At 68.6% G+C, this 20,214-nt stretch carries 21 protein-coding genes and 2 pseudogenes; 8 read left to right on the forward strand and 15 right to left on the reverse strand.

Going from position 1 to position 20,214, the window contains the following annotated elements:
- Positions 1–2: 2 nt before the first annotated feature.
- Genes ABZ911_RS29665 through ABZ911_RS29675 form a run of 3 tightly spaced genes read left to right on the forward strand, consistent with a single transcriptional unit; the run spans position 3 to position 2,670 of the window.
- Positions 3–932, forward strand: a complete 930-nt coding sequence (locus tag ABZ911_RS29665) for an ATP-binding cassette domain-containing protein (protein ID WP_358063021.1) — start codon at positions 3–5, stop codon at positions 930–932.
- The gene (locus ABZ911_RS29670; protein ID WP_358063024.1) at positions 929–1,687 is read left to right on the forward strand and encodes an ABC transporter permease; all 759 of its coding nucleotides are present in this window, start codon (positions 929–931) and stop codon (positions 1,685–1,687) included. Before ABZ911_RS29665 ends, ABZ911_RS29670 begins: the two co-directional genes overlap by 4 nt.
- Before the next feature lie 8 nt (positions 1,688–1,695).
- Positions 1,696–2,670 carry a hypothetical protein gene (locus ABZ911_RS29675; protein ID WP_358063027.1) on the forward strand — a complete coding sequence of 325 codons (975 nt, stop codon included), beginning with the start codon at positions 1,696–1,698 and terminating at the stop codon, positions 2,668–2,670.
- A gap of 102 nt (positions 2,671–2,772) precedes the next feature.
- Here the strand turns inward: ABZ911_RS29675 and ABZ911_RS29680 are convergent, their stop codons facing one another.
- The gene (locus ABZ911_RS29680; RefSeq protein ID WP_358063370.1) at positions 2,773–2,979 is read right to left on the reverse strand and encodes a helix-turn-helix domain-containing protein; all 207 of its coding nucleotides are present in this window, start codon (positions 2,977–2,979) and stop codon (positions 2,773–2,775) included.
- Positions 2,980–3,282: 303 nt separating this feature from the next.
- On the opposite strand from ABZ911_RS29680, the gene ABZ911_RS29685 reads away from it, so the two are divergent.
- From ABZ911_RS29685 to ABZ911_RS29700, 4 genes and pseudogenes are all read left to right on the forward strand, one after another.
- Positions 3,283–4,230: a site-specific integrase gene (locus tag ABZ911_RS29685; protein WP_358063030.1), complete on the forward strand. Its 948-nt coding sequence runs from the start codon at positions 3,283–3,285 to the stop codon at positions 4,228–4,230.
- A gap of 368 nt (positions 4,231–4,598) precedes the next feature.
- Entirely contained in the window at positions 4,599–5,129 is a 531-nt protein-coding gene (locus tag ABZ911_RS29690; protein WP_358063033.1) for a DMT family transporter, read from the forward strand.
- Positions 5,130–5,334: 205 nt separating this feature from the next.
- A pseudogene (locus tag ABZ911_RS29695) lies at positions 5,335–6,224 on the forward strand (IS982 family transposase).
- A gap of 285 nt (positions 6,225–6,509) precedes the next feature.
- Positions 6,510–6,632 carry a hypothetical protein gene (locus tag ABZ911_RS29700; RefSeq protein ID WP_358063035.1) on the forward strand — a complete coding sequence of 41 codons (123 nt, stop codon included), beginning with the start codon at positions 6,510–6,512 and terminating at the stop codon, positions 6,630–6,632.
- Positions 6,633–6,795: 163 nt separating this feature from the next.
- On the opposite strand, the gene ABZ911_RS29705 is transcribed toward ABZ911_RS29700, so the two are convergent.
- From ABZ911_RS29705 to ABZ911_RS29770, 14 genes and pseudogenes are all read right to left on the reverse strand, one after another.
- Entirely contained in the window at positions 6,796–7,179 is a 384-nt protein-coding gene (locus tag ABZ911_RS29705; RefSeq protein WP_345681477.1) for a VOC family protein, read from the reverse strand.
- Complete coding sequence (locus ABZ911_RS29710; RefSeq protein WP_355527943.1) at positions 7,176–7,553, reverse strand: metalloregulator ArsR/SmtB family transcription factor; 378 nt, start codon at positions 7,551–7,553, stop codon at positions 7,176–7,178. The genes ABZ911_RS29705 and ABZ911_RS29710 overlap by 4 nt, the downstream gene beginning before the upstream one ends.
- Positions 7,540–7,974: an SRPBCC domain-containing protein gene (locus ABZ911_RS29715; RefSeq protein ID WP_358063042.1), complete on the reverse strand. Its 435-nt coding sequence runs from the start codon at positions 7,972–7,974 to the stop codon at positions 7,540–7,542. Before ABZ911_RS29715 ends, ABZ911_RS29710 begins: the two co-directional genes overlap by 14 nt.
- A 313-nt stretch (positions 7,975–8,287) precedes the next feature.
- Positions 8,288–9,649 carry a transposase gene (locus tag ABZ911_RS29720; protein ID WP_358063045.1) on the reverse strand — a complete coding sequence of 454 codons (1,362 nt, stop codon included), beginning with the start codon at positions 9,647–9,649 and terminating at the stop codon, positions 8,288–8,290.
- Between the two features lie 26 nt (positions 9,650–9,675).
- The gene (locus ABZ911_RS29725; protein WP_358063048.1) at positions 9,676–11,340 is read right to left on the reverse strand and encodes a DUF4158 domain-containing protein; all 1,665 of its coding nucleotides are present in this window, start codon (positions 11,338–11,340) and stop codon (positions 9,676–9,678) included.
- Positions 11,341–11,411: 71 nt separating this feature from the next.
- Positions 11,412–11,771, reverse strand: a pseudogene (locus ABZ911_RS29730) (transposase); the annotation flags it as partial.
- Between the two features lie 109 nt (positions 11,772–11,880).
- Positions 11,881–12,231 carry a DUF3703 domain-containing protein gene (locus ABZ911_RS29735; protein ID WP_358063051.1) on the reverse strand — a complete coding sequence of 117 codons (351 nt, stop codon included), beginning with the start codon at positions 12,229–12,231 and terminating at the stop codon, positions 11,881–11,883.
- Positions 12,228–12,899 carry a cation transporter gene (locus ABZ911_RS29740; protein WP_358063054.1) on the reverse strand — a complete coding sequence of 224 codons (672 nt, stop codon included), beginning with the start codon at positions 12,897–12,899 and terminating at the stop codon, positions 12,228–12,230. Before ABZ911_RS29740 ends, ABZ911_RS29735 begins: the two co-directional genes overlap by 4 nt.
- Positions 12,896–13,270 carry a metalloregulator ArsR/SmtB family transcription factor gene (locus ABZ911_RS29745; protein ID WP_358063057.1) on the reverse strand — a complete coding sequence of 125 codons (375 nt, stop codon included), beginning with the start codon at positions 13,268–13,270 and terminating at the stop codon, positions 12,896–12,898. The genes ABZ911_RS29740 and ABZ911_RS29745 overlap by 4 nt, the downstream gene beginning before the upstream one ends.
- Before the next feature lie 308 nt (positions 13,271–13,578).
- Complete coding sequence (locus tag ABZ911_RS29750) at positions 13,579–15,135, reverse strand: hypothetical protein (protein WP_358063060.1); 1,557 nt, start codon at positions 15,133–15,135, stop codon at positions 13,579–13,581.
- Between the two features lie 28 nt (positions 15,136–15,163).
- A complete protein-coding gene (locus ABZ911_RS29755; protein ID WP_358063063.1) occupies positions 15,164–16,225 on the reverse strand; it encodes a hypothetical protein in 1,062 nt (353 codons plus the stop codon).
- A 36-nt stretch (positions 16,226–16,261) separates the two neighbouring features.
- Positions 16,262–16,660 carry a hypothetical protein gene (locus ABZ911_RS29760; protein ID WP_358063066.1) on the reverse strand — a complete coding sequence of 133 codons (399 nt, stop codon included), beginning with the start codon at positions 16,658–16,660 and terminating at the stop codon, positions 16,262–16,264.
- A gap of 22 nt (positions 16,661–16,682) precedes the next feature.
- Positions 16,683–18,365: an MFS transporter gene (locus tag ABZ911_RS29765; RefSeq protein ID WP_358063069.1), complete on the reverse strand. Its 1,683-nt coding sequence runs from the start codon at positions 18,363–18,365 to the stop codon at positions 16,683–16,685.
- Positions 18,362–19,357, reverse strand: coding sequence for a hypothetical protein (locus ABZ911_RS29770; RefSeq protein WP_358063072.1), 996 nt, complete (start codon positions 19,355–19,357; stop codon positions 18,362–18,364). Before ABZ911_RS29770 ends, ABZ911_RS29765 begins: the two co-directional genes overlap by 4 nt.
- A 220-nt stretch (positions 19,358–19,577) precedes the next feature.
- On the opposite strand from ABZ911_RS29770, the gene ABZ911_RS29775 reads away from it, so the two are divergent.
- Positions 19,578–20,015 (forward strand): helix-turn-helix transcriptional regulator, encoded by a 438-nt coding sequence (locus ABZ911_RS29775; RefSeq protein ID WP_358063075.1) that lies wholly within the window; start codon positions 19,578–19,580, stop codon positions 20,013–20,015.
- Positions 20,016–20,214: the final 199 nt, after the last annotated feature.

Consider the following 20,214-nt stretch of genomic DNA (forward strand, 5'->3'; position numbering starts at 1 on the left):
CGATGCGAACCTTCGTCTCGGTGACGGGGCTGCGTAAGTCCTTCGGCGCCCACCGCGTCCTGGACGACATCGACCTCACCATCCCGCAGGGCACCGTCTTCTCGCTACTCGGCCCCAACGGCGCGGGCAAGACCACCACAGTGCAGATCCTGTCCACCCTGATCAAGGCCGACGCGGGCGAAATCTGGGTCGCCGGGCACGACCTGGCCAAGGAACCCGACAAGGTGCGTGCCGCGATCGGCGTCACCGGCCAGTTCTCCGCAGTCGACAACTTCCTCACCGGCGAGGAGAACCTGCGACTCATGGCCGACCTGCTCCACCTCGGCCGCGCCAAGGGCCGCAGGCGCGTCCGCGAACTGCTGGAGCGCTTCGACCTCACCGACGCCGCGCGCAAGCCCGCGGCCACCTACTCGGGCGGCATGCGCCGCCGGCTCGACCTCGCCATGACCATGGTCGGCACGCCCAAGCTCATCTTCCTCGACGAACCGACCACGGGCCTGGACCCGCGCAGCCGCCGCACCATGTGGCAGATCGTCAGGGACCTCGTCCAGCAGGACGGCGTGACCATCTTCCTGACCACCCAATACCTGGAGGAGGCCGACGAACTCGCCGACCGCATCGCGCTGCTCAGCCAGGGCCGACTGGTGGCCGAAGGCACCCCTGAGGAGCTCAAGCGAATGGTCCCCGGCGGCCACATCGTCGTGCGCTTCGCCGACCCCGACGGGTACCGCAGGGCGGCTGGCCACGTCGGCGCCACCTCCAGCAACGACGCGGCGCTCACCGTCCAGATCCCCGACTCCGGCGGAGTCAGGACGCTGAGGAAGCTCCTGGAGTGGCTGGACACACATGCCATCGACGTCGCCGAGCTGTCGGTGCACACCCCCGACCTGGACGACGTCTTCCTCACCCTGACCCAGGAGCCCTCCCGATGAGAGCGATCACCGACTCGGCGACGATGCTGCGGCGCCAGGTCAAACACATCTGGCGCTACCCCACGCTGATCCTCACGTTCGCGGCCGTGCCCGTGGTGTTCCTGCTGCTGTTCGTCTACGTCCTCGGCGGCACCATGGGCGCGGGCATCGGCGCCGACCGCGCCGCCTACGTCGGCTACCTCACCCCCGGCATCATGATCACGACGATCGTCGGGGCCGCGCAGGGGACCGCGATCTCGGTGGCGACCGACATGACCGAGGGCATCATCGCCAGGTTCAAGACCATGGCCATCGCCCGCGTCTCGGTGCTCACCGGGCACGTACTCGGGGCGATGGTGCAGACATTCCTCGCGATTGCCATGGTGACCGTGGTGGCGTTGCTGATCGGGTTCCGCCCGTCCGCCTCGGCGCTGGACTGGCTCGGCGTGGTCGGTGTGCTGGCCATGTTCACCTTCGCCATCACCTGGCTGTCGGTCGCGCTCGCCATGGTCACCAAGAACGTGGCCACGGCCAGCAACCTGCCGATGCCGCTGATGCTGCTGCCCTTCCTCGGCAGCGGCTTCGTCCCGACCAAGTCGATGCCGGCCGGACTGCGCTGGTTCGCCGAGCACCAGCCGGCCACCCCTGTCATCGAGACGCTGCGCGCGCTGCTGGCCGGGCGCCCGGCCGGGTCCAGCTTCCTGGAGGCGGCTGTGTGGAGCGCGGGCATCGCCCTGGTCAGTTATCTGTCGGCACGCAGGCTCTACAACCGGTGAGGGTAGACGTGTTCAAACGCATTCTTCCAGCACTTGGCCTGCTGGTTCTCGCGCCGCTGGTCGGCGAGTATCTGCTGGGCAACATCGCCATCAACGCCCTACCGATGATCATCGGGCTGATTCCGCTCTATGGCGGTGGCGCGCTGCTGATCCGTGAGGTCGCCCGCCGGTGGCGGCTGGGGTGGCCGGGGATCATCCTGCTCGGGCTCGCCTATGCCGTGATCGAGGAGGGCCTGCTCACCCAGTCGCTGTTCAATCCCGACTACGTCGGGTTGCGGTTGCTCGACTACGGGTTCATTCCGGCGCTGGGCATCGGCGCCTACTGGACCGTGTTCGTTCTGGCCATCCACGGGGTGTGGAGCATCGCGGTGCCGATCTCGATAGTAGAGGCGGGCTCACGCCGGCCGGACACGCCCTGGCTCGGCAAGGTCGGCCTCACCGTGTCAGCCGTCCTGTTTCTGCTAGGCGGCGCGGTGCCCATCGCCCTGGCAAGTCCGGCCATCTACCCGTTGTCGGCCGCCCAGATCACCTGGACGCTGATCACGGCCATCGCCCTGATCATCGCCGCGTTCCTGTCCGTTCGATTCCGCCGCCCCCTCCTCCCGGCCACACCGGCCAGCCCGTGGACCGTCTTCGCGATCACCATCGCGGCCGGGCTGGCGTTCTGGCTCCCCACCATGGCGGGCAAGCTGCAGTCCATCGTGCCCGCGTGGATCACGGTCGGCTTCTACCTCACGCTCTACACCACGATGACGCTGCTCATCCTGCGCTGGTCCCGGCGCACGGGCTGGGGACCCTGGCACAGGTTCGCCCTGAGCGCTGCCGGCCTGCTCACCTACGCCTGGCACAGCTTCCCGCAGCCGCCAAGTTTCCCAGCGCCCGCGAATGTGGACCTCATCGGCAACACGGTCTTCACGCTGGCCGCCCTCGGGCTGCTCGCCTTTGTAGCGGTACGGCTCCGCCGCACCACTCCGCCAACTTGACCTTTAACCTTAGCGCTTGCGAGATTGCTCCAGATTTCCTAAGAACAAGCTCAGCTTGGCCTTGCCGCCGTAGTAGGTGACCGGGGCAGCACCGTGCTCCTCCTACGCCGAGACCGGCTTGTCGGGATCGAGGTGGTGGTAGATCGTGGCGCGGCTGACGCCGAGCCGGTCGGCGATCTGCTGGACGGTGTAGCGGCGCTTGCCGTCATCGCCCTTCATCTCGTACAGCGCGCGGGCCATCTCCACCCCGTGGGCATCCAGGGCCGCCAGCCGCCCACCGACGCGGCCGCGCGCTCGGGCCGAGGCCAGTCCTTCGAGGGTGGGCCTTCACCTGGCGCTGCAAGACTCTGGCCGCGTTCGAGGAGGAGCGCCAGTTCCTGATCGGCCAGGGCTTCCCCGCGGAGTTCCTCCCTGATGCCCGCGCCATGGGCCGCCTCGACCTCCTGCCCCCATCTGGACCTCCTGCCCCCATCTGGTCGAAGCCGCGCCTCATGTACGTGATAATAGTCTTATCACGTACATGAGCCACCAGCGGCCCCGGCCGAGCAGGCGATCCGCTCTCACGGATGGTGCGCGACTCGCGCACGTTATCCGGTACATCAGGACGTCGGTGTGAACGCGGCCGCAGCCCGTAAGGTCTCGCCGCTGCGCGGCGACGGCGTCGACCTCGCCGCGGCCGCCGAGCAGTTCCTGTCGACGAACCGGATCGGCAATCCGAACACGCATCGTGCCTACGCTTCGGCGATCGACCGGACCGTCGCGCTTCTGGGTGCGGGCCGGCTGTTGGCTGAGGTCGCCGACGACGAGATCGGAGCCGCGCTCACCCAGTTGTGGGGTGGGTGCGCGCCGGCGACGTGGAACCGCAACCGGGCCGCGGTCGCCTCCTGGCTCACCTGGTGCACGACGAAGAAGCGGTGGGCGGCCCCGTCGGTGCCAGGCGATATCGAACGGCGCCGCGAGACCCCAGACGAAACCAAGGCGGTCGCGAAGACGACGATCCACCGGCTACTGTCGCGCCGGGACGTGCCGCTGCGTGAGAAGACCCTGTGGCGGATGCTCTACGAAACCGCCGCCCGCGCCGCTGAGATCCTCGCCCTCAACGTCGAAGACCTCGACCTCGATGGACGCCGCGCACCGATCCGATCCAAGGGCGGGGCGATCGAATGGGTGTACTGGGACACCGGCACCGCCCACCTCCTACCCCGGCTGCTCCGGCTGCCCGACGGGACGCAGCGCACCCGGGGGCCGCTGTTCCTTTCCGAACGCCGTCCCGTCCCCGCCCGACAGCCCGCGGCCGCCGACATCTGCCCGCACACCGGCCGGGCACGCTTGGGCTACGATCGCGCCCGCGTCCTGCTGGAGAAGTACGCCGGGCTCGACCTGCACCAGCTCCGCCACTCCGCCGCCACCCACCTCGGCGACGCCGAAATTCCCCTGCAGCTCATCATGGCCAAGACCCGGCACAAGAACCCCCGCACCGCCATGCGCTACACCCGGCCCGGCAGCGAAGCAATCGCCGCCGTCACCGAACACCTCGCCCCACCCCGCCGACGCCACTAACCAGCAGGAACACCCGGCCGCGGTGTCTTTCTCCCGTATTCCGGCTGCCCCCCCTCAAAGCCCGCTGGCGAGCCCTCCAGCACATCACCGTCAGCCCCAGCAGAATCGGCGACATCGCCCGCGCGGCGCTTGTCCTCACCCCTTTCGAGCACGACTATCTACCGGCAATTCGCTGAGATCACCTCACTGGATTACTGTTCGCGCTGTCCACTTGGGCCTACGTTCTCGCTTTCGAGAAGGCCGGCGCCATCAACGCCGCGGTCGCGCTCCAGCTCTACCCGCTCTTCGCCGCCACGCTCGAGTCGCTGTTCCTGGGCCGCCGCAAGACCATTGCCGAGTGGGGCTTCACAGGCCTGATCCTTGCGGCGATGTACTACCTTGCGACGCAGGGCACCTGGAAGTTGGCGGGACTGTCACCCTGGTTCGCGGTCGCCATCGCCGTCCCGGTGCTGTGGAGTGTCGCCCACGTGATCCTCAAGGAAGTTCTCGACACCACACCCATCACGCCGAACCAGGTAACCACCTCACGCCTCCTTGTCTCGGCCCTGTGCCTGCTCACCATCGCCCTCGCTCTCGAAGGCCCATCGGAGATCGCACACACCTGGTCGAGCCTTGACCTGCAGTCGTTCGCGGCGATGATGGGGCTCGCTTACTACCTGGAGCTGATCGTCTGGTTCAACGCCGTCCGTCACATCGACGTATCGGTCGCGAGCACCATCACCGCCCCGGCTCCGGCCGTGACGATGCTTCTGGCAGTCCTCCTGCTCGGTGAGCGTACGCACGGCTTCCAACTCGTCGCGCTGACACTTGTCGTGATCGGCGTCCTCGGCCTGCTGCGCGCCCGATCACGCCGACAAGCCATGGCAGCGACCGTCGCGCCGAGATCCCTCGCGCCGTGAAGAGGCGGTCCGGGCTCGGATGATGCCGATCGTGGCCCATGTCGACTTGCCATAGCCGCAGGTACAGTCGACATCTTGATCGGTATCCGGCCCGAAGACCATGGAGAGCGGATGCGTCCGGCGACGTTCCGCCCCCGCATCTACCTAGACGAGTAGATCCGAAGTTCCGCCCCGCCAAAGGGGTGAGGGTGTCCAAGATCAGTTTGTGACGACCGACCTGAACACCCTCTTGACCGCACTGTACGTGAAGATCGACGACGAGATCGGAGGAACGCGGTGGCTGGGCCGCCCGCCTTTGCTCAGTGACTCCGAACTGGTCTGTCTGGCGGTCGCGCAGGCACTGCTCGGCTACCACTCCGAAGCCCGCTGGCTGCGCTACGCGCACAAGGACCTGTCCGGCATGTTCCCCTATCTGCCCCAGCGCGCGGGCTACAACAAACGACTGCGCGCGGCGCTTCCGCTGGTCAAACGCCTGATCCGGGAGCTGGCCCAAGACAGCGACTTTTGGACCGACACCGTGTGGATCGTCGACTCCACACCGGTGCCGTGCGGCATGTCGCGTCCCACCGTCCAGCGGTCGAACCTGGCCGGATGGGCCGGCTACGGCTACTGCGCCTCCCACTCCCGGTTCTTCTGGGGCCTGCGCCTGTACCTGGTGTGCACCCCGACCGGCATGCCGATCTTGTGGGCACTGGCCACCCCCAAGCTCGACGAGCGCGAAGTCCTGTCCGCGATGCTCGAGGCCGACGCCGATCTGGTTGCCCAGCGCGAGGGCATCTTGCTCATCTCCGACAAGGGCTTCGCCTCCAAAGCGCTCGAGCAGGAGCTCGCCGGGCTAAGCATCGAGCTGCTGCGGCCCTCTTTCAAACGCGAGAAACGGCGATTCGGCGAGCCGATGCTCAAGAAGGTCCGCCAGCTCATCGAGTCAACGACACCCTCAAAGGGCAGCTCGACCTGGAACAACACGGCGGGCGCACCTTCGAGGGCGTCGCAGTCCGAGTGGCCCAGCGAGTCCTGGCGATGGCCGCCGGAATCTGGCACAACAACCAGACAGGCGCACCTGTCACCCGCTCACTGATCGCCTACGACCACTGATCACATCGGATCTACTCGTCTAGCTGATCACGGGCGAAGGCTACCTACAGGCCGCTCCCGTCGCGGGCGTCAGCCCACACATGCCTCAGGGGCTAGAGGCAACGCCGTTCAGTTAGGGCTGAGGTAGCGGCGTCAAGGGCTGCTTGTGATCATGTTGATGTGAATGGTGGCCTTGTAGGTGGTCCGGTCGATGGCGGGTCCGCGTGCGTTGTATTTGGAGATCGCGCGTTTGACGATGCGGTCTTTGGTGCGGACTCGCCGGGCGGGCAGGAGATGGGCCAGGACATGACGGCCGATGGTGCCGACCAGGTCGATGTCCGTGCCGGTGATGACGCCGGCGGCCAGGATGAGCTGGTCGCGGGCGGCGGCCAGGCCGTCGCGCCTGGTCGTGCCCCGGCCGTCTCATGAAGGTGAGGCATCTGCGCGGATGCCTCGGTCATGGTGAGACTGCCTCGGGTCCGATGAGACCGAACACCTCGTGCAAGCGACTCGGGAAACCGGGCGTTCGGCTCCGCGCTACCGCCGAGGGTGGCTGCTCACCTCGCTGGGATGCCTCATCGCGACATCGGGATCAGCCGGACTCCGCGAGCAGATGGACGACACCGGCTGGGTTCTTGATCCAGTGGGTTCTGGATTCGAGGTTCTCCAGGGGCTCGACCTCGTCACACGGGTGGATGCCGATGTCGGCCAGTTTGCTCGCTGCCGCGTCCAGGTCATCGGTGTGCAGTTGCAGCCACAGGTCGGGCTGGCTGTAGTTGTCGACGCAGTCGAGCCACAGCGTATTGGGTCCGAACCGCACCGAATGAGTTCTCGAGACGGTCGGAGCGTAGGAGACGTCGTCTTCTTTGACGTCGAAGCCCAGCGTGTCGCGGTAGAAGGCCACGGTGGCTTCGTACTGTGCCTTGGGGATCTTCATGGCGAGGTTCAGGCCGGCCGTGAATTCAGGCTTGCTCATGGTTGCGTGACTCCTTGGTTCGTGTCGGTGGCGTCGGTGTCAGTGGCCTCCAGTGCGCCTTCCAGCGCGGCCAGCCGGTCATCCCACCTGCTGGCGAGCCTGGCCAGCCACAGTTGGGCGGTGCGGATGGCGGCTGGTTCCAACCGGTAGGGATGGCGGCGACCGGCCGGTTCGCCGACGCTGATCAGGCCCGCTTCGGCGAGCTGGCCGAGGTGCTTGGCGATCGCCTGGCGGCTGATCGGCAACCGTCGCGCCAGATCCGTGACGGTTGCGGGCCCGGCGCGGCCGAGCTCCTCCAGCAGCGCCCGCCGCGTCGGATCGGTGAGCGCCGCGAACACCGCGACGGCCTGACCTTCTGCATCAGGCGGCCGCATCGAGGTAGGTCTCCAGATCGACGAGCTCGGCGTCCCATCCCTGACTGTTGGCCTTGTGGGCAGAGTGGGCCACGTCGGCGGCGGCCTGGGCGAACCCGCTCTCCACCAGGCGCAGCCGGGTACCGCCCGGCACCGGCTCCAGGGTGAAGTCCACAAGCGTCTGGGGTGCGTCAGCCTCCGGCAGGCCCTCGATTGCCCACCTGAACGCGAAACGGTGTGGTGGGTCGACCACCGCGATCGTGGCGACGGATTCCTCGTCCAGGTCGTCCCAACGGAAGAACGCGCGCCCACCGGGCCGCAGATCTATCCCCGCTACCGAGCCGAACCACCGCGAGAGCCCTTCCGCGGTGGTCAGCGCGGCCCACACCCGCTCGATGGGGTGCCGCAGCACCACCACACGTTCGATCGCGTCCGAACCCATGCCCACCCTCATTCGCAACCTGTAGGTTGCCATTAATGGCAATCTACAGGTTGCGATCATCGCCCGCAAGCCCCGGCCCGGAGGGCGACTTACTACGCACCCGCACATGCGGCATCCCTCACCAGCCTGGACCGCCACCTGCACAACAACCGGACGGGCGACATGATCGGGGGCATCCCTCTGCGCCAAGCTCAAGGCTCGCTGTCACGGGACAGCGACCTTAGAGGGCGTTATGGGAGCTGATGCCTATACAGACCTCTTCTACAGCAGCTCCGCTGCTTTGTTCACCGACCTTGACGAACAGTCCTCCCCCTTAACTGAACGGCGTTGAGAGGATGTCATCTTCCCAATCCGGCTCATCGGGGTTGCGGAGCTGCCGGACGCCAGCGGGGCCAAGGTCAGGCTGGGCGAAGGAATAGGTGCCGATCACGTTGATGTGCTGGCGGACGAAGGGCGATAGCCGCGCGACGTCTTCCTCAGCCAGCGAATAGGCCTCTGCCTTGAGCTGATCGAGGGCCCGGTCCATGTAGAAGGTGTTCCACAGCGTGACGCAGTTGAGCACCAGGCCGAGCGCGCCGAGCTGGTCTTCCATGCCCTTGTAGTAGCGCTGGTAGATCTCGCCTTTCCTGCCGTGGAAGATCTTCCCTGCCAGTGCATGGCGGGATTCTTGCAGGTTGCGCACGCCCTTGATGTCGCGCCGGTAGGGCTCCTCGACGGCGTAGGTGAGGATATGGAGGGTCTTGAAGATCCGCCCGTAGTGGGCGATCGCCTCCCCGAGCGGGGTCGGGTTACCGTCTCGCTGGATCATGCGCATCACGTCGTAGGCGCGGATCTCACCGGTGTAGATCGACACCACGACGCGCAGGATGTCGCTCCAGTGCCGCTTGATCTTTTCCAGGTCGATCTTCCCGCGCGCGAACCGGGACAGGATGCCGTAGTCGGCGTCCTGGATGCGCCAGCCCTTCTGATCGGGGATGTCGGCCAGCGCGGGCCGGTACTGCATGCCCAGCAGGTGGGCCAGGCCGAACACGACGTCGCTGTAAGATCCGGTGTCGGTCACCAGAACCTCAGGGCGCGGTCCGCCATCCCGCCGGAACGCCACATCGATCATGTGGAGCGAGTCGCGCACGGTCCCGGTGACGACCTTCGCCCCGAGCCCCACCCCACGGTCGTTGATCATGTTGAGCCACGTGACTCCGCGCGAACGGCCGAAGAATTTCTTATTCGGCCGGGTGTAGATCGAGGGTACCGGGACCACGAACCGCATCCCGTCGATCGCCGCGACCAGCCCACCGCCGAGCACCTGGGCAAAACCGATCTTGCCCTGCTCATCAATGAGCGGACCGTTGGCCAGGGTGTAGGTCTCCGCAGACAGGTAGTTCTGCACCACGTGTGACAACCGTCCGCGCTCCAACGCCGGCGTGCCCGCCTTCACCACCGGCGCGTACCCGATGTTCAGCGCTTGAGCCGTCAGGCAGGCCGCGACCGAGACGCGGAAGTCGGCGAGCTTGCTCACCCCGCCGGCTACAGAGGTGAACGCGGCCTCGAACTCCTGAACCCGGCCCATCACCTCCAGCAGCAGCTCGGGCAGATCCACCCGCGGCAGCATCGCGAGGAACCGCTTGCGCAGGTCGATCAGGGACGGCGGCTCCGGAAGGGCGGCCAGCTTGGCCACGTGCAGTCGTCCCTCCCCACCCACGCTCACATCCACACCGTCCTGCCCTGCCCGGCCGCGACGTCGTTGAGCGCCAGATGGAGCACCAGCGCGTGCTCGGCGAGCAGCCGCCCGGGATCCTCGGGAAGCTGGAGGTCGACCAGCGCCGGACCCTTGGCCGCCTCCCACTTCGCACCGTCCAGCAGCTGCCCGCGTGGATCCCGCCAGCGCGCCGAGGCCTCGGCATAGACGTCGCGGCGCTTGAGGTGCCGGTGGAACTGGGTGAGTACGCACATGGTGTAGGCGTTCTTGTCCACGGTGCTGCCGTTCGGCAGGCTCTTGAACACCAGCCGCTTCCAGGACCCGGTCACCAGTTCGGGGTCGATGTCGGCCTCGGTGACCTTCTTCTTGCGTCCGTCCAGCAGCCGGGGCAACTGCTTCATCGCCGCGAGCGCCCGCGTGCCTTCGGCGTTGGCACCGAACTCGATCACCGTGGTCAGCGTCTTGAGGAACCCCGACACAGTGGCGATCCGCGAAGCCAGCAGCGCCCGCATCTCCCCATCGGCATCGGCGTCGGACGGCGGCACCATCTCGGTCACCGCCGCGACCGCCTCCCGCAACTCCCGCCTGGGCACGATCGCGTCGATCGCCTCCCACACCTGATCCAACCGGAGGTCGGTGACCTCCAGCAGGGTCTCCACCGCCGCGGCGAGCGTGGCCGAGTGCTTGGCCAACTTCGGATGCTGGCGTACCCGCTCCTTGTCGGTCGCGGTCTCGGCCTTGCCGACAAGTTCGGTGGTGACCAGCAGATCCAGCATCTCCAGACAGTCGTCGACCGCCTTGCCCTCCAGATAGATCACCGTGGCCAGCAACGTGGCGAGCTGGCGAGAGGGGCCATGGCGGCGCAAAGCGGTCGCCGTGGCCTGCGTGCCGTACCGCGCCAGGTCGACCATCCGCCGGTGCGGCACCTCCGGCGGCAGCGGCATGGCCCCCAGCCCGACCCCGAGGATTTCCGCGGCGAGCTCCAGCGCCTTTTCCAGATTTCTGCCCGAGGGCGCCGCTGGGCCTTTGCGCCAGCGTTCCAGGTCCGAGGCGCGCCGACCTTCGGGCACCTCCAGCAGCATCTCCAGGATTACCCGCTGCCGCGGCGACAGCACCCCGCGCAGCGTGTCATAGAGCCGGTCGGTGGCCTCATCCCGCACCCGGGCGACCAGCCGGGCCAGCGTGGTCACACCCGGGAGCAGCACCTTGTTGGTGCGCAGCCACGTCACCCCGTCATAGAAGATCGTCTTCTTGCCGTCGCCGGTGTTCCACGCCCGCGCGCCCGCCCAGACGATGAAATCTGCCTCCGCCTGGGAGAACTCCTTCAATTCGTATGCCTTGCGGATCACGTCCTGGTGCTCGAACGGCGTGCTGCGCCGCTCGGTGTACTGGTTGATCTGCGAGACATCCTCGATCCCGAGTTGCTCGCCGAGGTGCACCAGCACCTCGTCGGGCACGTCCAGTGGGTCGGTCAGAAAGCGCCCGACGTAGCGGGCTGTCGTCAGTTGAAGGGCGAAGCCGGGGCGGGCGTGTGTCCCACGCCGTTCGGCGATCAGCGCCCGATCCGCGTCATCCAGGTAGAAGAACCGCTCCAGCTCCGCCTGCGACGGAGCACCCGAGAAACGGCCGTACGCGGCCGCCTCACCATCACTCAAGAACTCAACCGGCATAGACGCCGAAGGTAGGGCAGTCCCAGCAAGCAGGACGAGCGGAAGATCAAATAGTTAGCTGTGGCCACCCGCTAACGGGACTTTTCGCTCGGATGCTCGTCATGCCCCGTGATGGCCGGGTTCTCTGCGGCGACCTGGGTCAGCAGGGGCAGGCCGGCGGCGCTGTCGGAGACGCCGGCGGCGGTGACCGGGACCGCGAGGAGCAGGCCGAGGGTGTCGGTGACGATGCTGCGCTTGCGGCCGGCGATCTTCTTGCCGGCATCGTGGCCCTGGCTGTGGGCGGGGACGTTGGTGGAGGTCTTGACGCTTTGGGCGTCGATGACGCAGGCGCTTGGGTCGGGGTCACATCCTTCGCTGGTGCGCACTAATCGTCGGAGCAGGCCGCTGAGCCGGGTGAAGATGCCGTCGCTCTGCCATGGCGCGGCGCTGTGGGGCCGAGGGGTGCTTTAACGGCCTGACCAGCAAAAAGATGGGAGGGGTGCCGGGAGTCGATATCAATGCAAAGCGGCTGTAGACCGGACGCGGCGGCTACCAGGGGGCTCAGGTGGAGGCCAGCAGGGCGGCCAGGTCGGCCGGCATGGGCATGGGCTGGGTGAGGCCGACGCGGGTGCGGCCGGTGTTGCCTTCGGGGTAGCGGCCCAGCGCCGAGCCGGGGGCGGCCACGATGATCCGTACCACCTGGCCGAGGGCCTCGCGCCGGTCTCGCTGGACGATCGCGAGGGCCAGCATGGAGATGTGGTTGCGGGTGTGCGGCCAGGCCCAGGGCTGGGACAGGATGTGCGCGCGTTCCAGGTGCCGCCACCGGGCGGCCGGATCCGCGGCGGCACGGGCCGCGATCATCTCGGCGGTGTAGGCGGCTCGCACCAGGGCGGGCATTCTCCGGCCGATCATCGATTGTCCTCCTTGATTGGTGAGCGGCAAGAGGTGGAGCCATTGGCGCAGCAGGCGTCCCCTCGCCAGGCCTCGCGGCCTTCCTTGACCGCGACCGCGGCGATGACCAGGGCGGCGATCGGGTCGGCCCACGACCAGCCGAACAGGCTGTTGAGCGTCAGGCCGACCAGCAGCACCGCCGACAGGTAGGTGCACAGCAGGGTCTGCTTGGAGTCGGCCACCGCCGAGGCCGAGCCGAGCTCGCGGCCCGCGCGCCGCTGAGCGTACGACAGGAACGGCATGATCAGCAGGGAGAGGGCGGCGAGGATGAGGCCGGGGGTGGAGTGTCCGGCTTCGCCGACGCCCAGCAGCGCGCGTACAGCGTCGAAGGTGACGTAGGCGGCCAGGACGAAGAACGAGATCGCGACAACGCGCAAGGCTGCCCTTTCCCGCCGCTCGGGGTCGGCGGCGGAGAACTGCCAGGCGACCGCGGCGGCGGAGGCGACCTCCACGACGGAGTCCAGGCCGAAGCCGATCAGCGCGGCCGAGGAGGCGACGGTACCGGCGGTGATGGCCACCGCCGCCTCGATCACGTTGTAGGTGATGGTCGCCCCCACCAGCAGCCGGATCCGGCGGTGCAGCACCGCGCGCCGGGCCGGGGCCAGGGGTGACAGGTTCAGCGCGGTCATGACCCGGTCGTCCTGTCGCCGTGGGCGGGGCACAGCGCGACCACGTGACCGGTGGCGGCCAGCAACTGTTCGGCCGAGGCGAGGACGTCCATCAGCTCCGGCCGGGTCAGCGCGTAGAACGACTGGCGGCCTTCGGCGCGGTAGTCGATCAGTCCGCAGTCGCGCAGGCAGGCCAGGTGTTTGGACACCGTGGACTGGGCCAGCCCGAGCTCCGCGGTCAGGTCCACCACCCGAGCCTCGCCACGCGCGAGACGCTGCACGATCCGCAGCCGGGTCCCATCGGCCAGCGAGTGGAACAGTGCCGCCGCGGGGGAGATGCCTGCGGCGATGTCAGCACTCACACATCGGCCAGCTTCACTATCAATCGCCATATTGCGATGATAGTCCAGTTTTAAGATGTGTTGCCAGCCCGACCGGGCTCGCCCAGCGCATGGCTACTACGAGCGGCCCGCCGCCGATGGGCGTCCGGTAAGAGGGGAAGGCCCTGGACGGCTTCTCGACAGGGTGGTCGCGCCGAGCCGTACCGGCGGAGTTGCCGACCGTCCGGCCTGTTCCCTGCGGACCAGGTCAGGGACGGCTGGATTGTCGGCCGCCGCCGCGAGTACGGTTCCCACCCGTCGAGGCCCGTCCAGGGCCCGGGTCTCCGCCCCTTGCCGGAGGGGCGGAGAGGTGCGTGAGGTCAGCGGGTGATGATGAACACCTCGCCGGCCACTCTGGCCACCTGGGCCAGGTCGGCGGCTATGCCGACCTCGACGTCGGTGGGGTCGAACAGGACGCCGACGCGGTTGCGCAGGGCGGGTTCGGCGGCCAGTTGCTCGGTGACCGCGTTGTCGGCCAGCCCCGCGTCGAACAGCCGCCAGATCCGGGCGTCCGCGGTGGAGCGGTGGGCCCACAAGGTGACGGTGCCGACGGGGTGGTTGACGATGGGCCCTCGTACCCGGGTGTCAAGTTCGAGCTTGGCGCGGGCGGTGTCCCAGGTGGAGCGGTCTGTCTGGTGGGCGAAGCCGTACTCGCGAGCACCCACGGGCATGATCGCGTCCCAGCCCAGCGCCTTGATCATCAGCCATTGGGCCTCGGCGGCGATGGCCGGGGTGATCCGCTGGCTCTTGCCCTTGAGGCTGATCTGGTGCTTGGCGTAGTCGTCGCGCAGCAGGCCGGTGGCGACGTAGATGTTGTCCACGACATTGCCGGCCAGGTAGCCGCTGACGTTGTCCTTGGTCACCAGGGGGTACTTCTGGCGCATCGCGGTGACACAGGTCAGCGAGGAACCGCAGCCCAGCTCGGGAACGATCACCGAGACAGCGATCCGCTTACCGGGCAGCGCCGCCCGTAGGGCGCGAGAGGTGGCCACCATGAACTGCCGTACATCGGCCGCCGACTGCCAGCCGGTGAAGGCCAGCGAGTCCGCGAAGTTCACGCCGATCACCTGCGCGCTCTTCGCCTGCCGTACCAGCGCGGCCACGGCCTTGGCATGCACGGTACGGCCGGCCGCCCACGCCGCGGTCAGATCGGCCTCCAGCCATACCCGCAACTGCTGCTGACTCGCGGCCGCGATCGCCTGGGCGACCTCGGGGTTCTCGCCCGCGGACGGCTGCGGATCCTGTGTCGGCATCGCGGTCGGATCGGGAGTGGTGGGCGCCTGCGTGCTCGGCCGGTCCGAGGGCAGTGCCACGGGGATCTCGGTGGGCGCGCTGTTGACGCCGCGGGTGGCGCCCATGTCGGCGCGGGCGTTGTCGAGGCCGCCGCAGCGGCGCCCCTTGCCGACGCCGCACACCTGCTTGATCGCGGAGATGCTGTGCGTGGTGTACTGCCGGGTCTTGGAGTTGTAGCACTGCCAGGTTTGGCGCTGCCCGTCGATGGGCTGGCAGATGGTCTGTCCCCCCTTGCCGCACTGGCCCAGAGCCGCCAGGTCGGACAGTTCATGGCAGATGGTGATGCGCTTGCTCGGCACGGTGGGGGAGACCGCGACCAGGCCCGTCCCGGTGGTGTCGATCTCCTGGTAGCCGGCGATCAGCTCGGCGGGCGTCTTGCCGTTGGGGTCGCACAGGAACGGGTTGGCGTCGGGGGGGAGCAGGTCCTCGCAGGCGGGTGCCGGAGGTCTGGGGCCCGACGCGCCGCCGAACGGGTCGACGGTCTCGGCGACCGCGACCACGATGGAGGTCGCCAGAAGGGCGAGCACGATACCGACGACGGCGATGATCTTCTCGCGTCCGGTACCGCTCAGGGGGCGCTTCATCGGGAATCCTCGCTTCAAGAGTGATCGTTTAGCTGCCGCAGTTCATCCAGTGGCCGCCTCCACCTGGTGTGACGACCCACTGCCCCCTGTCCTGAGCGATGGTCCAGCTGACCGAGAGGGTGAGCGAGCCGCTGCCGTGCGTGGTACCGGAGGTGGTGGTCCCGTCGCCGGTGTTGGACCCGGACCAGGAGACGGTGATGGTGCCCGACTCCGTCGTCGGGGTGGTGCCGCAGCCGGGCTTGGAGCGGGGTGCGTTGACGGTGAAGGAGTTGCCCGATACCGAGATCGCCCCGGACCCTGAGGCGGTCGCGGTGCCGGTGCCGGGGGAGAAGTCGACCGAGAAGGATCCCGACCGCTCCGCGCCGAGGCTGATGGAGGAGTTGGACAGCTGGGCCCGCGGCGGTGGCGGCGCCGGCTTGGGCGGCGGCGGCGCCACCTTGGTGGACGGCTGGGTGATGGGATCCGAGGACTTGCCGGTCGGCTTGGTGGACGGCGGATCCTTCGGCCCCTGGTCGCGCTGGGGCTCCTTGGTGGTCCGCGGCGGGGGGACGACGGTGTCCCTGGTGGGCTTGCCGGTCGGTCTGATCGTGGGCTGCTTGGACGCCTTCGTCCGCGGCGGCGTGGGCAGCGTGCTCGGGGCGGCGCTGGGCCCGCGGCTGGGTTGGTCGGGAACGGACCGGCCCGGCTGGGTCGGTGGGACTTGGAGCGCGGGATCGGTGGCCAGCAGCGCGGAGGGATCCTCCAGCGACGGAAGCGGATTCTGCACCTGACCGGCCCGGACTCCGGACGACAGGGTGGCCTGGCCGCTGTTGCCGAACATGCCCTGCCACAGCAGCATGGCGATCAGCCCGCCGCCGCCCAGCAGAGCGGTTATCCGCAGCAGCGGCCGCAGCTGAATGCGTGCCTCCGCCGGCGCCTCGTCCGGGCGATCGGCCCACATCTCCGCGTACACCTCCTTGTGCACCCGCTCAAGGTCGTCGACCTTGTCGGCGCGGCTATCCCAACTACGAAAGTCATCCGGATCGTCGCCGTCGGCACGGGCGTGCCGGCCGCGGGGGCCAGGCGGGTTGTCCGGTTCAGGGTGGGGCACTGGGGCGCTCCTTCCCATGGGCAGATGTCAGGGGGGTCAGGACGCCTGGTCGAGCATCCTGTCGATCACGGCTATCGCCTCGCGGGCGACGTCCCGGACGTGCCGAAGCCGGCTGAGGTCCTCCGGCGTCAGCGCGGCCGGCTCGGGCACCTGCGCGAGCAGTGCCGCCGGGAACAGCGCCCGCATGCTCGCGGTCGGGGTCTCGTCGTCGAAGTCCTGCCAGCGCGGCCAGGCCCGCTCGATCGGTTCCGCGACCGCCACGGGGGCGGCGAGCGGCATCACGTCCGGGCCGGGACGCGGGTCGGAGGCGTACGGGTGGCGGTGCCGGCCGACGGGCGCGGGACCCTCCCGGTCCGGTACGGCCCGCGAGCTCCGATGGTGCTCACGGGTGCCGTTCATGTGGCTGTGCGCGGGGTCGTACACGGTGGTGGACATGGCGGGCGTCTCCTTCACGCGATCAGAGGGGATGGCGCAGGACGGGTGTGTTCGTCGGCTGATGGGACGGCCAGGCCGGTGGCGGTCGCCGGTCGGGCAGCGCGTCGGCCATCGTCGGAGCCGACAGCGGCATGGCCGCGGGGGCCGGTGCCAGGCGGGCGAGCGCGTTGTCGGCCTCGGCGCTGATCTGCACGAAGCTGGCGCGCAGCTCCAGCAGCAGCCTGCGGGGCACCGTGACCTGCGCGTTGGTGACGGCGACGGTGGCCACCCCCAGCGCGCGGCCCCGCCCGCGGATCACTTGCACGATGGACAGCGCCCCGGTCAGCGCCGCGATCAGCAGGCAGCCGATCAGTACCAGCGCGTAACCCGCCTCGGGGCCCTCGGTGACGGCGTGGCTGATCACGGTGGAGGCGGCCGCCACACCGAGTGCCCCGCCCAGCATCCGGGTGGTGGTGATCGCGCCGACGGCGGCGCCGTGCTGGGCGGGCTCGACCGTCAGGGTCCCGGCGCTGGAGGCCCCGGTGGCCATCGCGCCGAATCCGGCTCCCAGCACGATGGAGGCCACCAGGCTCCACCGGCCGGGTTCGGGATGGGCCAGCAGCAGCACGCTCGCGCTGCCGACGGCCAGCGAGCCGAGATAGATGATCGCGTGCACGCCGGTACGGCGCCCCGCGATCGCCGCCAGCGGGCTGGCCACGATGACGGCCAGCGACATGGGCACCAGCCAGGTGCCGATCTGTCCGGCGTCGACTCCGGCGTCGCGCAGGAACAGCGGGGCGATGGCCAGCACGGGGAAGCAGAGCAGGCCGTAGGCGAAGGTGGCGATCCCGCCCCAGGCGAAGCCCGGCCGCCGCCACAGGGTGGTGTCGACGGCGGCCGCGGGATGCCGCCGGGAGCGGACGACGGCCAGGTCCAGCAGCACCATCGCGCCGACCGCGCAGAGCAGGGTGGGTCTCCAGTCCCAGATACCCGCCTGGGAGATGAGCAGGACGAGTGCGCCGCTGGCGCAGACGAGGGCCACGGCGCCGATCAGGTCGGGCATCCGGCGCACCCCGGGGCGTGAGCGGGGCAGGCCGGGGGTGAGCACGAGCAGGGCCAGGCCGATGATGGCGCTGGGGAGGTACAGGGCGCGCCAGCCGTACATCTCCAGGAGCAGGCCGCCGAAGCCGTGCAGGGCCAGGGCGCCGACGCCGCCCGCGGAGCTCCACAGGGCGATCGCGCCGCCGCGCCGTTCGAGCGGGAGCTCGCTGAGCAGCATGCCCAGCGAGGCGGGGATGATCATCGCGGCGCCGATGCCCTGGACCAGGCGGCCGGCCAGCAGGATCGGCCAGTCGACGGCGATGACCGCGCCGACCGCGCCGCCGGCGAACAGCGCCAGGCCGAGGGCCAGCAGACCGCGCCGGCCCAGCAGGTCGGCGCAGCGGCCCGCGGTGGCCAGCAGTGCGGCGATGACGGCGAAGTTGATGGTGCTGATCCAGGTGAGCTGGGGGAGCGGGATCCCCCGCGTCATCGTGTCGTCGACCAGGGCCGGAATGGCCATGGTCGTCGCCACGGTGTCGGCCATGATCACCGCCATGACGCCGGCGGTGATCAGGCGCAACAGCGCGAAACGGATCGGCCTGGCGGCCGCGGCGCGGTGCCGTGAGGATGGCGTCGCTCCGGCCGATCTCGGTTCGGGTGCCTGCCGGGCAGGCGTCACCGTCATCGCTCGGTGATCCAGGAGGTGAGCGCCGGCGGCATCTGATGTTGGACGTCCTGCAGGCGGGCCCAGAGCATCAGCAGGAGCGCGTTCTTGCCGTCGGCGGGGTGGATGGCGCCGGCCTCGTAGGCGTCAGCCAGGTCCTCGTAACTGGAGAAGAACGAGTAGCCGCCGCCCCCGCGAGTGCGCACCGGCACGGGGTCGGCCGTCCAGGGGAAGACCGACCACTGGAAGTGCTCCAGCAGCGCGTTGATGCTGCCCGGCACCAGCGGCTGACCGGCCGGCGGCGCGTACATCTTCTTGATCTTGCGGGTGAGGGTGGCGTGGTCGTCATGGATGGTGATACGAGTCTGGGAGGTGCTCTCGCGCAGTGGCCGGCCGCGCGTGTCGCAGCTGAGGTCGGCGTAGATGAGGGTCGGGTAGAGCTTGTTCGGGCCGTGTCCGGCCGACAGGCGGTCTCGCTGGTCGGGGGGTAAGGCGTCGTAGATCTTGGCCTGGCCGACGTCGGCGAAGACCGCGTCCACGCCCAGGACCAGCGGGTCGACGAGTTGCATGGCGACCTGTGAGACGGCGAAGGCGGTGCGGGCGTCGGGCGCGGCCGCCACCAGGCGGTTGAGGCGGGCCGAGGCCAGCAGGGTGTACAGCCGGTCGACGTAGTCGGGGGAGCGCTGGATGTCGGTGCCGCGCACGAAGGTGGCCGACAGGCCGCACACGTGCTGGAGGTAGTGCTGGTAGTAGGCGGCGCGGGGCGCGATCACCGCCGGAGACAGGCCGCGGCTGAGCGCGGCGTGCAGGTCGGCCAGCAGAACGACGTGCTGGGCCTCGGCCTGGACCAGCCACTGCTGGTGCACGATGAGCTGGTCGAAGCCGAGGTGGATGGGGGCGACAGGGGCCATCCCCCAGAGCGTGTGCGGGCGGGTGCCGGGGTGGACGCGGCTGGGCAGGCGCTTGAGCAGGGAGGCGTACTCGCCGGGGGACAGGGGAGTGATGCGATCCATCGTGAGGTCCGTTCGGTACTGGTCAGGCTGAGCCCGCCCCCGCTGGAGTCCCCGCGACTCGCCATCAAAGGTGAGGCCCATGTGACTATTCGTCTTCTATGGGGACCCACCATGACCGGTGTGATACACCAGTGTCAATATCATCTTCCGCATCTGTGGTGAATCCGATACTCTCGCCACCCATAAAGGACGAACCCCGCGAACTTCAGGGAGATGTCTGGTGTCCACTCCGTCACCATCACCGTCGCCGACCCTGGCTGAACGGTTGAACTGGCTCTTCGAACACATAGTCAATCCGCATACCGGCAAGCCCTACAGCGATCTGGCCGTGGCCAAGGGCTCTGGTGTCAGCGCCAGCACCATCGGCCGGCTGCGCGATGGGACCACCACTAACCCCACGCTGGAGACCGTGTATGCCCTTGCCGACTTCTTCGATCAGCCGCGCATGATCCTTTTGGACGACCCCGCCGGAACCAAGGTATTTCGCGAAATGGAACAACTACGAGACCTGACCGTCGACAAGCGAGTCCGCGCCATCGCCCTTCGCGCCGACCGGGTCGCGGAAGGAGACCCGGCCACCCTCGACGCCATCGAAGCCCTGCTCACCGTGCTCGAACAGAACAAGGACAAGATCTCCCGATCACCACACGACGAATGACGCATCCCCGGCCCCGAGTGAGCGTCGTCTCCTGATCTCCCCCGCCTAAGGAGGCTCTCAGTGCCCGTCTCCTTCCAGGCCCTGCGCGACCGGCATGCAGGAGTCTTCCAACTCTTACCCGACCCCTTCGACATCGACCAGTACTGCCGAGCGCTCAGCGCACACCGTGAGCGCGCTGTGATTCCGGTTCCCTTCAACC

It is taken from the genome of Nonomuraea sp. NPDC046570 (assembly GCF_040645915.1).
Classification (GTDB): Bacteria; Actinomycetota; Actinomycetes; order Streptosporangiales; family Streptosporangiaceae; genus Nonomuraea.

Bases quoted from the DNA above. Each gene is read 5' to 3' on its own strand.
- ABZ911_RS29740 (WP_358063054.1), bottom strand. From the start codon at position 12,899: ATGACCGCGCTGAACCTGTCACCCCTGGCCCCGGCCCGGCGCGCGGTG.
- ABZ911_RS29690 (WP_358063033.1), top strand. From the start codon at position 4,599: ATGTACTACCTTGCGACGCAGGGCACCTGGAAGTTGGCGGGACTGTCA.
- ABZ911_RS29665 (WP_358063021.1), top strand. From the start codon at position 3: ATGCGAACCTTCGTCTCGGTGACGGGGCTGCGTAAGTCCTTCGGCGCC.
- ABZ911_RS29765 (WP_358063069.1), bottom strand. From the start codon at position 18,365: ATGACGGTGACGCCTGCCCGGCAGGCACCCGAACCGAGATCGGCCGGA.
- ABZ911_RS29735 (WP_358063051.1), bottom strand. From the start codon at position 12,231: ATGATCGGCCGGAGAATGCCCGCCCTGGTGCGAGCCGCCTACACCGCC.
- ABZ911_RS29725 (WP_358063048.1), bottom strand. From the start codon at position 11,340: ATGCCGGTTGAGTTCTTGAGTGATGGTGAGGCGGCCGCGTACGGCCGT.
- ABZ911_RS29710 (WP_355527943.1), bottom strand. From the start codon at position 7,553: ATGCGGCCGCCTGATGCAGAAGGTCAGGCCGTCGCGGTGTTCGCGGCG.
- ABZ911_RS29760 (WP_358063066.1), bottom strand. From the start codon at position 16,660: ATGTCCACCACCGTGTACGACCCCGCGCACAGCCACATGAACGGCACC.
- ABZ911_RS29715 (WP_358063042.1), bottom strand. From the start codon at position 7,974: ATGGGTTCGGACGCGATCGAACGTGTGGTGGTGCTGCGGCACCCCATC.
- ABZ911_RS29770 (WP_358063072.1), bottom strand. From the start codon at position 19,357: ATGGATCGCATCACTCCCCTGTCCCCCGGCGAGTACGCCTCCCTGCTC.
- ABZ911_RS29670 (WP_358063024.1), top strand. From the start codon at position 929: ATGAGAGCGATCACCGACTCGGCGACGATGCTGCGGCGCCAGGTCAAA.
- ABZ911_RS29705 (WP_345681477.1), bottom strand. From the start codon at position 7,179: ATGAGCAAGCCTGAATTCACGGCCGGCCTGAACCTCGCCATGAAGATC.
- ABZ911_RS29745 (WP_358063057.1), bottom strand. From the start codon at position 13,270: ATGGCGATTGATAGTGAAGCTGGCCGATGTGTGAGTGCTGACATCGCC.
- ABZ911_RS29700 (WP_358063035.1), top strand. From the start codon at position 6,510: ATGACGGCCGATGGTGCCGACCAGGTCGATGTCCGTGCCGGTGATGAC.
- ABZ911_RS29750 (WP_358063060.1), bottom strand. From the start codon at position 15,135: ATGAAGCGCCCCCTGAGCGGTACCGGACGCGAGAAGATCATCGCCGTC.